Here is a 12,883-nt window from a genome sequence, read left to right on the forward strand (position 1 = left end):
AAATCAAAAACGACACATTTCATTTAGTAAATGTGTCGTTTGTGGTTTCATTAAAAAAGCCAAATCATGGGAACAAAAAGCGGTGCTTACCAGGATGTTTATATCAAAAGAGAAGATGAAATGGTAAGCCTAAAAAATGATGTGACAGATTTTTGTGAAAAGTATATAAAACCTGTTCATCCTAAAGATTGGGATTGGTCGGTACGTGATTTTGAAAATCCTGAAAATGATCCTACAACTGCAGAAGCACGAGCTATTGCAAATGTGGTTTTTAAAGATTTAAATGATAAAAATCACACTGATGTTGATCTTTCTACAATGAATAATGTTCATGCAATAAAAGCGTATCTAGATCCAAAAAGCAAGCATGAAGCTTTTAATATGGAAGAATTTGCTTTTGCATTAAAAGTAGAGTTGGAACACGGTAGGGTAAAAGACGTAAATGTGACCAATAACCATCCGTTTTTAACCGCTATGATTGCGCTTGCACACATGACTGAAAGTCTAACTTACTATAAAAGACTAAAAGTAATGGAAGCAGAGGGTGAGATTTATGAAATTATCAGAAAAATAGAATCATCGCCAGTTGGTAAAGAAAAATGGTATATAGAATTAGGGAAAGCTGAACAAGAGCTTAATGAAGCCAGAGCCGGATTAGCCGATCGTTTAGCCCGAATGGATGATATTCCAGTATTGGAAATTATTGGAGATTAAGTAGTTAAATTTTAAACTCAAAAAAACCGTCTCGTTATTTAACGAGACGGTTTTTCTTTTAACTATTACAATCTTCGTGGATCATTTTCGGGATACCTTTCATCATCCTTATCTTCCTGAACATCGTCTTCGATATAATCAGTATCATCTTCTTCATCAATATCCTCTTCGATATACTCGTCTTCATCATCATCGTCTTCATCTTCATCATCAATGTCTTCCAAAACATCTTCTGTTTCGTTAAAGTCGTATTCATCTTCTTTTAAATCGGAAGGATTATCAAATTCGTCATTTTCTTCGACATAATTATCATCCTCCAATTCAACTTCATAAACATCATCATTATTATCTTCGAGATCTCTGTCAGTATGAAAATCGTCATTTAGATCGTCCAAATCATCATCACTTACAAAATCTTCTTGATCTGGATTTGGCCTGTTCGGATTGTAACCGTTTCTTACCGTATAACCTCGCTCTGCAATCTCACGATTATCATTGTCGGGTTTTTTAGCATCATCTAAATCTTCTGCCAAGTTTCTATCATTTGAGAAATGATTTCTATCATTTGAGAAATGATTTTTGAAATCCTTATTCGTGCTGTTGTTTTTATCTATAGTATTCATGATCGCTGTTTTTTATGATTATATATACAAAGCTAGCATGAAGTTGGCGGAATATATTATAAAATTATTAAACGTAATTCTATAATTAACAGATGTTTAGAATAGAATTTTAATTTGTAATCATATAACCAGTCTCATAGCACAGGCAGTAATTTTACCATCATATTAATCATAAAAACTATTACCATGAAAACTACAGATAGTAAAAATGCAGCTACTGCAAAAGAAACTACACCTAGAGGAGTTACGAAGCCGAAGTCTAACGCTGCTTCAGGATTAACAGAATTATTTGAAGACGGGCTAAAAGATATTTATTGGGCAGAAAAAGCACTGATAAAAGCCTTACCTGTAATGGTTAAAAATGCTTCTTCTGTTGAATTGAAAGATGCAATTGATAATCATTTAACCGAAACCGAAGAACAAATTGTCCGTTTGGAAGAGGTATTTAAAATTATTGGCAAAAAAGCAACGGCAAAAAAATGCGATGCCATGGAAGGTTTAATTGAAGAAGCCAAGGGAATGCTGGAAGAAACAGAGCTTGGAGTAGTGCGTGACGCAGGAATTATTGCGGCAAGTCAGAAAATTGAACATTACGAAATTGCCACTTACGGTACTTTAAGACAATTTGCAGAAACGCTTGGTTTGCCAGAAGCAGCAACTTTATTGGAACAAACACTCGATGAAGAAAAAGGAGCTGATAAAGTGCTTACAGAAGTCGCTGTAAATGCAGTCAATCTTGAAGCTGCCGAAATTGAATAGCAGATGAAGAAATGAAACAAAAGTGCAGTTCTAAAACTGCACTTTTTTAGTTGAATAAAAAATACAGTATATGCCCGAAGGACCGTCTATAGTAATCTTAAAAGAAGAAGTGCAGCAATTTACTGGACAGAAAATAATTTCTGTATCTGGAAATGCCCATATTGATATTAATAGACTGAAGGATAAAAAGATTCTTGCCTTTAAAACCTGGGGAAAGCATTTTTTAATCTGTTTTGATTCTTTTACAGTAAAAATTCACCTGTTGATGTTCGGAACCTATCGAATTAACGAAAGCAAAGTTTCAAAGCCCAGACTGAGTTTAGTTTTTGAAAGCGGCGAAATTAATTTCTACACCTGCTCAGTTAAAATTTTAGAGGGCGATATCAATTCTCATTATGATTGGAGTGTGGATGTAATGAATGAAAATTGGAATCCGAAAAAGGCAAAAACCAGTGTGGATAAGATGGAAAGCAAAATGATCTGCGATGTACTATTAGATCAGGATATTTTTTCTGGAGTGGGCAATATCATAAAAAATGAGGTTTTGTATCGCTGCTATGTTCATCCAGAGTCGATTGTAGAGAAGATTCCGGCTCACGTTATAAGCCAGCTCATTGCAGAATGCTCTATTTATAGCTTTGAATTTCTATACTGGAAAAAGAAGTTTGAACTGAAACAACATTGGGAAGCCTATACCAAAAGTATTTGCTTACGATGTAATCTGCCGTTTGAAAAAAAACAGACGGGAGAACGAAAACGCAGAAGCTTTTTCTGCACCAATTGTCAACAACTATACAAATGAAAAATCAAGTAATAATAGGATGTTCAAGTTTTTACAACAGTTTTTGGAAAAATATTTTTTATCCTCAAAACCTGCCTTCAAAGCAATGGTTTGAGTTTTATTGCCATCATTTTGACACTTATGAGTTTAACGGAAGCTTTTATAAATTTCCAACCGTTCGTGTTTTTCAAAATTGGTATAATAAAACGCCTGAATCTTTTAAGTTTTCGGTTAAAGTGCCAAAAGAAATTACGCATATCAAAAAACTGAACGAATGCGAAAGTCTACTTAATGACTTTTATGAAATCTGCAAAGTTGGAATGAAGGAAAAACTTGCAACAGTTTTGTTTCAATTCCCGCCGAGTTACGTTTTTAGTCGAGGAAAATTAGAATCCATAATCAATAGTCTGGATTATAATTTTAAAAATGTGGTCGAATTTCGTCACGAAAGCTGGTGGAATGATGAGGTTTGGAATGTTTTCAAAGAAAATAACATTACATTTTGCAGTGTAAGTCATCCAGATCTTCCTAAAACTATTTTTAAAGATTTCCCGCTCTTTTATATGCGATTTCATGGAGTTCCAAAATTATTTTATTCGAGTTATTCTACAGAAGAATTAACTAAAATTAATCATGAAATTAATTCCAAAAAAGGATTTATCTACTTTAATAATACAGCAAGCGAAGCAGGTATTCTGAATGCTCTGGAATTGAAAAGAATGAATTCTTAGAAGTTTGTTTCTGTTTTTTTTCAACGCAAAGTACGCTAAGTTTTTTTTATTTTGAAGGCTTAATGCATACGTGAAAGAGTTCGCAAAGCTCTGAGTTTAATTTGCTTTACGCAGATCTTTTTTAATGTTTTTAATTCTATTAACCTGTTGCAAAAAATTAACTGCAAAGATTCTATCTAAACGCATTTTTTTAACGCAAAGCGCGCAAAGTTTTTTTATTTTGAAGACTTAATACAAACGTTAAAGAGTTCGCAAAGCTTTGTAGTGTTGCGTGCTGAATAATTTTTGTTTCCCGCTCCCGATTACAGATTTAAATAGATTTTTTTAAATCTTTTTAATCCTTTGATCTGTGGCAAAAAAAATAACCGCAAAGAGCGCAAAGTATACACAAGGCACGCAAAAGAAAAAATCTTAGCGAACTTAGCGTATACTTTGCGCTCTTTGCAGTTAAAAAACTTTAAATAAAAAGACTACAATTTCAAGCTTCCTTCAATTCCGTCATCCATTGTTTTTCCAGTTATTAGAGCTGCTGTCATTTTAGCAATGGCAACCATTTTTCCATTTTTGTTATTCCAATAATAACCATCTTCAGGGACTACTTTTATAACACTTAGATTCGGATCGTCTACACCGCCAGGCATCCAGATTTTTACTATAGGATTCCATAATTTTTCGATAGTTTCTCTATCGTATGAAATACTTGCGGTTCCGTGAAGCGTTAAAAACTTGTCGTGCGGTTCAGAAAAGAATATTTCAACCAACGGATTTAATGTGATTTCTGCATTCTGACTGCTGTTTCGGTCAGATAAAAACCAAAGCTGTCCCAAATCATCGATTTTCTGAACAGACATCGGTCGGGACTGTAATCTATATTCATTGTATGTACAAAACATACATGTTTTAATATGCTCAGCAAGATCTTTTATTTTATCTACTGCAAATTCATCTGTAAGGTCTTTATGATCGCCCATAATATTAATATTTTTTAAGTTATATTTTAAGTTAATTGCTTGACAAATAAAGTATTGTTTGTCATTGAAATAGCTAAAAGTAAAGTTGGCTCTTTTTGTCCGTTTACAGATTATATAATTAAACTTATAAATTATGAGATTTCAATTTGCTGTTTTTGTAGGAAATTAGTTTAAAATCTGGTTGTTACATAAAATTACATTATATTTGAGACATTATAATTCGAAGCCAAAAGATAATGACCGATTTTACGATATTCTATACCGATGACGATGAAGATGATTTGTGTATTTTTGCTGATGCCGTAGAATCTATACCTCAGAACATTAAACTTCAGACCTATTGTGGCGGGCAGAATTTTTTAAACGCAATTTACGATCCGCCTACTACACCTTATGTAGTTTTTTTAGATTTAAACATGCCTGGAAAAAATGGCTTTGATGTTCTAGAAGAACTTCGAAATTCAGATTATAAAAAAGATATTCCTGTTGTAATTTATTCTACTTCAAGCGAACCTGGAATTATAGAAAAATGCCGTAAACTTGGCGCTAACTGCTTTATTACAAAGCCAGTTTTAATGAATGACATTATAAAATCTATTGAGCATGCAATGCAAATAGATTGGGAAAAATTTATTCCCAATCAATCCAATTTTGTGTTTAAATATTGATTTCAGACAAATCGGGAATATAAATATTAAAAGTAGAACCTTTACCTTTTTCGCTAGAAACCGTGATGAAACCTTTATGGTTTTCGACGATTTTTTTTACGATTGCAAGACCAATTCCAGTTCCTTTGTATTCACTGTCGGTATTTAAGCGCTGAAAAACTTCAAAGATTTTTTCTTTATAAATAGGTTCAAATCCAATTCCGTTATCTTCTACTTGGAGATGAAGGTAATTTTTGTCTTTAAATTCAGCATTAGGAAGCGATTTTCCATCAATTTGCGTAGCAGAAATTTTCACTTTTGGAGGAACACCAGGAATAGAGAATTTTAAGGCATTTTCTACCAAATTATGCAGCAATTGTCTAAACTGAAACTGAATAAGATGTGCTTCTCCTAAATCGTGATATTCTACAACAGCATTTTTTTCTTCAATTCGATCAGAAAAATCGCTTATTACTTCTTCTGCAATTTCGTCTATTTTGACTGTTGTAAAAATACGATCGGCAGAATTGGTGCGGGAATAGGTTAATAAATCCTGAATTAGATTTTGCATTTTCTTTGCCGAAAACTCAATTCTCGCTAAATAAGATCTGGCATTTGCCGAAATATTCTGCTCGTCTAAAGTTGCCAATCGACTTGCAAAAGTTTGAATTTTTCGCAGCGGTTCCTGCAAATCATGACTTGAGATATAAGCAAACGACTGCAATTCTATATTCATATTAATCAAATCCCTGTTTTTGAGTTCCAATTGTGTGGTACGCTCTATAATTTGATCTTCTAGTTTATTGGTAAAGTTTTTTTGTTCTTCTATATCAGTGCTTGTTCCAACCCACATTTGAATCTTTCCAGATTCATCCAATTGCGCTATTGCACGACTGAGTTGCCATCGGTATTCGCCATCATAGCGCTTAAAACGGTGAATAAACAGAAAATCATTTCCTGTTTTTACAGATTCCATCCATAGTTTTACATTTTCCTCGCGATCGTCGGGATGCACAATTTGAAGCCAGCCGTTTTTCTCAATTTCTTCTTTAGACAATCCAGAATAGTTGTAAACTGTTTCATTAAAATAATTCAGATTTCCTAGAGTATCACTCGTCCAGATGAACTGAGGGATAGAATCGGCGAGAAGTCTAAATTTTTGTTCGCTCTTCATCAAAACGTGCTGACTTTCTTTTTCGATTGTAAAATCCATCACAGTTCCCAACATTTTGTAAGGTTCGTTATTTTCATCAAAAAAGATTTTACCCTGAACTTTAATCCATGCAATCGATTGGTCTAGTTTTACAATACGAGCTTCATATTTGTAAATTCCAGTTTTTAATGCTTCCACGAAAGCGTCTAAAACAATATCCTCGTCTTCTGGTAGTACACGACTTCGAATGTCCTGATGCACAATCTTTGAGTTTTTTTCAAATCCAAAAATGTCTAGAATAGTATCGCTGTAGATGAGTTTCTTAGTTTTAAGATTCAAATCCCACATGGCAATTTCGGCGATTTCAGTGGCCAAACGTGTTCTTGCTTCGGCAGTTTCCACTTTTTTTCTGGCTTTAACCTTAGAAGTTACATCATAAACCGTGCACATTACACCAGATGCCTTTCCGTTTTTTTCATATAGCGTAGTATATTCGTAATCCAGATAGAATTTTTTGAGACTTCCTTTAATATCAACATAAGCCACAGCTTCATTTTCCCGAATCGTTTTTCCATTGACCAAAACATCATATAATAATTCAGGATATTTTTGGTTTTTCAATTCAGGGAAAACGTCAACTAATGGAATGCCAATACATTCTTTTTCTTCCTTTTGCCAAATATTATGCATCATGGCTTTATTGGCCATTTCGATAACGAAATCTTTTCCCCTAAAGATTGCCATTGCAATTGGAGAATCTATTACAATATTTCGAAAAGCTTTTTCATTTTCTTCAAGGAGATATCTGCCTTTTACTTCTTCGGTCACTTCATATGCAACAACAATAACTCCAGTAATTTCGTTTTCTTCATTTAAAGGATAAAAAACGAGATTGAAATAAGCTAATTCTTCTTTGTTATAACGATTTAAGGTTACAGCAAATTCATCTGCATAGTATGGTTCGCCAGTTTCGAAAACCTTTTTTATAATAGGATAGGCAGTTTCTCTAGTTTCGGGAACAGAATCAAAAATAGACTTGTTTAATATGGCACTTTCTTCTCTATCAATAATATGGAGATAAGTGGTATTGGCCATCTCGACAATTAGATCGGCTCCTTTTAAAACACAAATTCCGAGAGGCAATTGTTTAACTGTATTTCTAAAACGTCTTTCGCTTTCTTCGAGTTTTTTGTGAGTAATAATCTGTTTGGTAGTTTCATTACAAATTACTAAAACGCCATTTGTTTTTCCGTTTTCATCATTTACAGGACTGTAGCTAAATGTCCAGTAAACATCTTCCAATTTTCCATTTCTATAAATCGGTAATAATTGGTCTTCGTGCCATGTTGCTTCCCCATTTTGAAGTACTTGATCAATTAAGGGCTTAATAAAATCCCAGATTTCAGGCCAGTAATCAGCTCCTTTTTGGCCTAGAATAGAAGGATGTTTTCCATCATTTCCTAGACTTGGACGATAGGCATCATTGTAAAAACAAATATGATCTTGTCCCCAAAATAAAAACATGGGGAATTTAGAGTTTAGAAGAATTCCTAAAGTAGTCCTAAGACTTTGAGGCCATGATTCTACAGGCCCAAGTGTAGTTTTACTCCAATCTTTGGTGCGAGTAAGCATGCCCATTTCTCCTCCGTTTGCGAGAAAATCATAATTGTTGCTATTCATTAAAATCTTATTTTTCGTCTCGTTAACAAGCTACTTTTTATTAGTATTAAAGTTAGTAAATTCTTGTTTTGAATTATGTTTTATTAAAATTAGTGAAAATAAATATTCGCAGAAAAGCGATTTTTAAATGAGGCAAGATTAAAATCGTTAGAGTTAATTTTATCGCTTTCCTATGCGGAAATTTGAATAACAGTTAAAAATAAAAAAACAATGAAAAGGGAAGATTCAAAACACGAAACCGATAATATAAAGAGATATCAAGAAGAAGGATACACGGTAAATTATTTATTCGAAAACGATCATTTGATAGATTCAGAAAGCAAAGTAACTTATAAACCAGAAGATATTTTCATTGTGGCGCATCATCGTTATGAAGGTATGAGTGATCCCGATGATATGTCAATTTTATACATAATAGAAACTAAAGATGGAGGCAAAGGAACTCATTTGTTAGGATATGGTCCAACGGCAGATTTGGAAGAAGCCGAATTCTTTAAAGACATTCCGAAAACCAATTATTCCAAAAATGCAGACATAAACGAATTAACATAAAAGAATAAAAATAGATTGGTATTTTTATTTTGCTGATGAGCAGTTGTTTCAAATTTATTTGAGGCAGCTGCTTTTTTTTTTGAAAGTTGCAAAGATGCTGAGATACTGAGATCCTAAGTTTTTTAAAAGTGAGAAAGGTAGAAGTTTAGTTCCTTAGTTTGAATTCATTTGTGGTAGTTTTTTACTGTTTTTTGAGTTTGAGAAACTTATCTCAGCAACTTAGCAACTTTAAATAATAATTATGAAATATCTGAACAAAATTGTATAAAGAATTGACTGACAATATAAACGAAATTTGGGTTATAGAAAGTTAGCAACCAAGGTTGGTTTTTATACGTAAATAAATAACTAACCACTTTTACTAAAACCAAACCATATAATGAAAAAACTTTACATAAATACTGGAAGCTTTGATGCTGTTTTTAATAATCTGAAAGAAAGTTTTGGAGGAAAATTAAAAGTTACTGGCAATGAATACAATTTGACAATTCAATCAAAATGGGCAAAGGGAAGCATTTCTGGCGTTCGTTTTGAAAAAGAGATGTCATACTTGAGTTTTGATTTAACTTTTAATCAAGAAATTAGTTTAAGTATCGAATCTAACCCGTTTTCACCTGTGTTTTTTGCGTATTGCGAGAAAGGAAACGTTTTGCATAGTTTTGGTGCAGACGGAGCTACTCATTGCCTTAAAAAACAACAATCGGGTATTATGAGCAATTCTTCTACTATTAATAGTGTATTATATTTTCAAAGCCACCAACATATTCAATTCTCTTTAATTGGAATGCCAACCACAATCGAAAATAAAGAAAGCGATTTTGTTTCTCAAGTAAAAAAAATATTTACGAGCAATTCTGGAAATTACATTTATATAGGAGATGAAAACCACAAAATTGGAGAGAAATTTCAGGATCTTAAAAAAATTCCGAGTCAAGGGTTAATTCGTTATATATTAATGAAAGGTATTCTTCGCGAAGTTTTAGAACTTGAGATAGCGCAACATAGTTATAATTATTTTACTCCGTTTGAACCTATTTTGAACTTTGCAGTAAAACAATTAAGTGAGATCAGAAAATTATCTCATATGAAATTAACCGCAATTACAGCGCCAGTACAGTTTTTAAAGCGAAACTTACAACCTCGCAAATACCAATTGGAATTAAAATCATACAACCAAAAATTAGCTAGCTAGTAAGCATACCATATTCTTCACTTTCAAAAAAACAGCTTCTATCGGGCTGTTTTTTTCATTTATTACTTATTCTTTTTCGTAGTAAATAATGAAATAAACCATGATCAGATTTAAAACGAAAGAAATACTATTGGTCAGAATAATTGGAAAGTCTTTTTTGAGAATTCCGTAAACAATCCATACCGCAATCCCAAAGGTTAAAATGCTGAACATCCTTAGCGAAATTTCTTTTACTTTCTTGGTCTTCCAGACCTTTATAATTTGCGGAATCGTAGATAGTGTAATACACCCTCCAGCAAAAAGTCCGATGATGTCTATATAATTCATGATTTGTTTTTTAGGTTAAAAGGTTCAGAGGCACAAAGATTTTTGTTTTGGATGCATTATAAGTTTTGTTTGTCATTCCGAGGAACGAGGAATCACACTAGAAGCTCCGCAAAGTAAATTCTCCAATCTGTATTGAATCCCGCGTGAGATTTCTCGTTCCTCGAAATGACAAATCAGACGTGTCTCTGTCTGATAAAATCACAAAACTTTACCAGTTTTTGCGTCAATCTTAGCGCCTTGAAAAAGAAAAAACTTAGAATCTTAGCATCTCAGAATCTCAGAAACTTTTTAACCTACCAATTCGCCGCCATTTATATGAATAAACTGCCCAGTAATATAACTGCTGTCTTCACAGGCCAGAAATACATAAGCGGGCGCCACTTCTGAAGGCTGACCGGCTCGCTCCATCGGATTGTCTTTTCCAAAATCTGATAATTTATCAAAACTCGCTACAATTAAAGGCGTCCAGATTGGTCCAGGTGCAACGCCATTTACGCGTATTTTCTTTTTTGCCAGCATAGTCGAAAGCGAACGAGTAAAGCTTACAATTGCGCCTTTTGTACTCGCATAATCTGCTAAATGTTCGCTTCCGCGAAAAGCCGTAACAGAGGTGGTGTTTATGATGCTATCGCCCTCTTTTAAGAAAGCAAGCGCTGCTTTTGTGATATAAAAAAAAGGATAAATATTAGTTTCAAAAGTTTTATGAAGTTGCGCCGAAGTTATTTTTTCTATCTCTGTTTGCGGAAACTGAGTGGCGGCATTATTCACCAAAATATCAAGACTTTTAAAAGTACTATGGCATTTTTTAATGGCGCTTTGGCAAAACTTTTCATCTTTCAAATCACCGCTTATCAATAAACATTGCTGACCTTCTTTTTCGATCAATGCTTTGGTTTCTTTTGCATCTTTATCTTCTTTTAGATATACAATTGTAATATTGGCACCTTCCCTTGCAAAATGTACCGCAACACTTCGGCCAATTCCGCTGTCGCCACCTGTAATGAAAGCCGTTTTCCCTAGTAATTTACCGCTTCCAACATAGTTTTCTCTTATAATTTCAGGCTCGGGATTCATCATGTGTTCATTGCCTGGGAGATTTTGGTTTTGCTTTGGAAATGTTTGTTTCTTCTTCATGATTTCTCTCTTTTAAGCTTTTGTATGCTATCTAAAATTAATTGATAACCGAAATTTTACTTGCCTTAAAAGGAATTTTGTTTGCCTCAATAAAATCAAAAAAGAAAAAATTGTATGAAAATACATCTAATAGAGCTGGAGTTAAAATAATAAGAAATTTCTAATAAGTTAAGAATCACACAATATGTTTAATATGATAGTCAAATATGGGAATTTTGTAACTATTTTTGATTTAGATAAAAAACCTGCTCGTTATTTTTTTTATACATTTGAGAATTTCCACATAATTTTTAAGAGTTACTTCGGTGATTCTTTAAAAAAATAAGAAAATTTTTAAATTTCACTTTAAATTCAACAGTTTTGATTTACAACCGATTTAGCTTCAACATGGCATGGTATTAATTGTAGACGATATAAGGGCCAATATTATTGCCTTAAAGAAAACATTAGAGCTGCATAATATCGATGTCGATACTGCCGAATCCGGAGAAGAAGCTTTAAAGAAAATCCTGAAAACAGACTACTGTCTGATTATTATGGATGTTCAAATGCCGGGACTCGATGGTTTTGAGGTAGTAAAAATTCTTTCTGGAAATATACGCACAAAAGATATTCCTGTTATTTTTCTTTCGGCACTTAATACCGAGAAAAAATACATCTTTAAGGGATACGAAACAGGTGCTGTAGAGTACATTACCAAACCTGTAGATAGTGATTTACTGATTTTAAAAGTAAAAACCTTCATTAAAATCTACGAACAGCAAAATGAACTTAAAGTGATGAAAGATCTTCTTTCTAAAGAAATAAAAATTAGAAAAGAAGCGCAGGACAATCTTGAAATAAAAATCGCGGAAAGAACAAAAGAACTGGTTCAGAAAAATGAAGAACTGGAACTTCGAAATCACGAATTGCAACAGTTTTCTTGGGTAGTATCACACGATTTAAATGAGCCCATTAGAAAGATTCAGATCTTTATCAAAATAATAAAAGACCTTTACTTAAAGGCAGACGACAAAGCGATCGATTATGTGGACCGAACAATAAAATCGGCAGAAAGAATGCAAACTTTAATTACCGATCTTTTGGCTTATTCAAGGCTTTCTGCTCAGGTTAAACCGGAAAAAACAGATTTGAATGTTGTTTTGCAGGAAGTGTTGGGCGATTTTGATTATTTAATTGAGCGCAAAAATGCCACAATAAAGACCAACGAACTTCCAACAATAGATAGTATTCCGAGTCAAATGCGTCAGGTTTTTCAAAATCTAATTGGAAATGCTTTGAAATTCTCCGGAAATGAAGAAAAAGCGGTAATTGAAATTACTTCGGAAACTATTTTAGAGAAATCAATCGAAAGTCCGACTTCGCCAGAAGGCAAATTTTGCAGGATTACAGTAAAAGATAACGGAATTGGTTTTGATGAGATTTATCTTGATCGTATTTTTATTATCTTTCAAAGCTTAAACGATCGTCAATCTTACGAAGGAACAGGAATTGGACTGGCAATTGCTAAGAAAATAATCGAAAAACATAACGGATTAATTACAGCTAAAAGTAAAGTGGGAGAAGGTGCAAGCTTTATCATTGTTCTTCCTTTAAAATACGAATAAAAATAATTTAGA

General features: G+C 33.2%; 13 protein-coding genes. 8 read left to right on the forward strand and 5 right to left on the reverse strand.

Going from position 1 to position 12,883, the window contains the following annotated elements; genetic code table 11:
• Positions 1-66: 66 nt before the first annotated feature.
• Positions 67-714, forward strand: coding sequence for a DUF5661 family protein (locus tag NCC77_RS11945; protein ID WP_250835761.1), 648 nt, complete (start codon positions 67-69; stop codon positions 712-714).
• A 65-nt stretch (positions 715-779) separates the two neighbouring features.
• On the opposite strand, the gene NCC77_RS11950 is transcribed toward NCC77_RS11945, so the two are convergent.
• A complete protein-coding gene (locus NCC77_RS11950; RefSeq protein WP_250835762.1) occupies positions 780-1,337 on the reverse strand; it encodes a hypothetical protein in 558 nt (185 codons plus the stop codon).
• 186 nt (positions 1,338-1,523) lie between these two features.
• On the opposite strand from NCC77_RS11950, the gene NCC77_RS11955 reads away from it, so the two are divergent.
• The 3 genes from NCC77_RS11955 to NCC77_RS11965 all read left to right on the forward strand — a co-directional run bounded on the left by NCC77_RS11955 (position 1,524) and on the right by NCC77_RS11965 (position 3,608).
• Positions 1,524-2,096 (forward strand): YciE/YciF ferroxidase family protein, encoded by a 573-nt coding sequence (locus tag NCC77_RS11955; RefSeq protein WP_250835763.1) that lies wholly within the window; start codon positions 1,524-1,526, stop codon positions 2,094-2,096.
• Between the two features lie 70 nt (positions 2,097-2,166).
• Positions 2,167-2,898, forward strand: coding sequence for a DNA-formamidopyrimidine glycosylase family protein (locus NCC77_RS11960; RefSeq protein ID WP_250835764.1), 732 nt, complete (start codon positions 2,167-2,169; stop codon positions 2,896-2,898).
• A complete protein-coding gene (locus NCC77_RS11965; RefSeq protein WP_250835765.1) occupies positions 2,895-3,608 on the forward strand; it encodes a DUF72 domain-containing protein in 714 nt (237 codons plus the stop codon). The genes NCC77_RS11960 and NCC77_RS11965 overlap by 4 nt, the downstream gene beginning before the upstream one ends.
• Before the next feature lie 470 nt (positions 3,609-4,078).
• Here NCC77_RS11965 and NCC77_RS11970 read toward each other — a convergent pair whose 3' ends face one another.
• Complete coding sequence (locus NCC77_RS11970; protein ID WP_250835766.1) at positions 4,079-4,579, reverse strand: pyridoxamine 5'-phosphate oxidase family protein; 501 nt, start codon at positions 4,577-4,579, stop codon at positions 4,079-4,081.
• A gap of 236 nt (positions 4,580-4,815) precedes the next feature.
• Between NCC77_RS11970 and NCC77_RS11975 the strand changes: the two genes are divergently transcribed.
• Positions 4,816-5,247 (forward strand): response regulator, encoded by a 432-nt coding sequence (locus NCC77_RS11975; RefSeq protein WP_250835767.1) that lies wholly within the window; start codon positions 4,816-4,818, stop codon positions 5,245-5,247.
• Here NCC77_RS11975 and NCC77_RS11980 read toward each other — a convergent pair.
• Complete coding sequence (locus tag NCC77_RS11980) at positions 5,237-8,059, reverse strand: PAS domain-containing sensor histidine kinase (RefSeq protein WP_250835768.1); 2,823 nt, start codon at positions 8,057-8,059, stop codon at positions 5,237-5,239. The two genes, NCC77_RS11975 and NCC77_RS11980, sit on opposite strands and share 11 nt — an antisense overlap.
• 210 nt (positions 8,060-8,269) lie before the next feature.
• Between NCC77_RS11980 and NCC77_RS11985 the strand changes: the two genes are divergently transcribed.
• Positions 8,270-8,611, forward strand: coding sequence for a hypothetical protein (locus NCC77_RS11985; protein ID WP_250835769.1), 342 nt, complete (start codon positions 8,270-8,272; stop codon positions 8,609-8,611).
• Between the two features lie 379 nt (positions 8,612-8,990).
• Positions 8,991-9,803, forward strand: a complete 813-nt coding sequence (locus NCC77_RS11990; RefSeq protein ID WP_250835770.1) for a hypothetical protein — start codon at positions 8,991-8,993, stop codon at positions 9,801-9,803.
• Between the two features lie 66 nt (positions 9,804-9,869).
• Here NCC77_RS11990 and NCC77_RS11995 read toward each other — a convergent pair whose 3' ends face one another.
• Together NCC77_RS11995 and NCC77_RS12000 are read right to left on the reverse strand one after the other, a co-directional pair.
• Positions 9,870-10,130, reverse strand: a complete 261-nt coding sequence (locus tag NCC77_RS11995) for a SemiSWEET family sugar transporter (protein ID WP_250835771.1) — start codon at positions 10,128-10,130, stop codon at positions 9,870-9,872.
• 288 nt (positions 10,131-10,418) lie between these two features.
• A complete protein-coding gene (locus tag NCC77_RS12000; RefSeq protein ID WP_250835772.1) occupies positions 10,419-11,264 on the reverse strand; it encodes an SDR family oxidoreductase in 846 nt (281 codons plus the stop codon).
• A gap of 392 nt (positions 11,265-11,656) precedes the next feature.
• On the opposite strand from NCC77_RS12000, the gene NCC77_RS12005 reads away from it, so the two are divergent.
• Complete coding sequence (locus NCC77_RS12005; RefSeq protein ID WP_250835773.1) at positions 11,657-12,871, forward strand: hybrid sensor histidine kinase/response regulator; 1,215 nt, start codon at positions 11,657-11,659, stop codon at positions 12,869-12,871.
• Positions 12,872-12,883 lie beyond the last annotated feature (12 nt).

This window comes from Flavobacterium tyrosinilyticum (genome assembly GCF_023656565.1).
GTDB classification, from domain to species: Bacteria; Bacteroidota; Bacteroidia; order Flavobacteriales; family Flavobacteriaceae; genus Flavobacterium; species Flavobacterium tyrosinilyticum.

Coding starts and splice junctions, on each gene's coding strand:
- NCC77_RS11970 (WP_250835766.1), bottom strand. CDS start 4,579: ATGGGCGATCATAAAGACCTTACAGATGAATTTGCAGTAGATAAAATA.
- NCC77_RS11975 (WP_250835767.1), top strand. CDS start 4,816: ATGACCGATTTTACGATATTCTATACCGATGACGATGAAGATGATTTG.
- NCC77_RS11980 (WP_250835768.1), bottom strand. CDS start 8,059: ATGAATAGCAACAATTATGATTTTCTCGCAAACGGAGGAGAAATGGGC.
- NCC77_RS11945 (WP_250835761.1), top strand. CDS start 67: ATGGGAACAAAAAGCGGTGCTTACCAGGATGTTTATATCAAAAGAGAA.
- NCC77_RS11950 (WP_250835762.1), bottom strand. CDS start 1,337: ATGAATACTATAGATAAAAACAACAGCACGAATAAGGATTTCAAAAAT.
- NCC77_RS11960 (WP_250835764.1), top strand. CDS start 2,167: ATGCCCGAAGGACCGTCTATAGTAATCTTAAAAGAAGAAGTGCAGCAA.
- NCC77_RS11995 (WP_250835771.1), bottom strand. CDS start 10,130: ATGAATTATATAGACATCATCGGACTTTTTGCTGGAGGGTGTATTACA.
- NCC77_RS12000 (WP_250835772.1), bottom strand. CDS start 11,264: ATGAAGAAGAAACAAACATTTCCAAAGCAAAACCAAAATCTCCCAGGC.
- NCC77_RS11990 (WP_250835770.1), top strand. CDS start 8,991: ATGAAAAAACTTTACATAAATACTGGAAGCTTTGATGCTGTTTTTAAT.
- NCC77_RS11965 (WP_250835765.1), top strand. CDS start 2,895: ATGAAAAATCAAGTAATAATAGGATGTTCAAGTTTTTACAACAGTTTT.
- NCC77_RS12005 (WP_250835773.1), top strand. CDS start 11,657: ATGGTATTAATTGTAGACGATATAAGGGCCAATATTATTGCCTTAAAG.
- NCC77_RS11985 (WP_250835769.1), top strand. CDS start 8,270: ATGAAAAGGGAAGATTCAAAACACGAAACCGATAATATAAAGAGATAT.
- NCC77_RS11955 (WP_250835763.1), top strand. CDS start 1,524: ATGAAAACTACAGATAGTAAAAATGCAGCTACTGCAAAAGAAACTACA.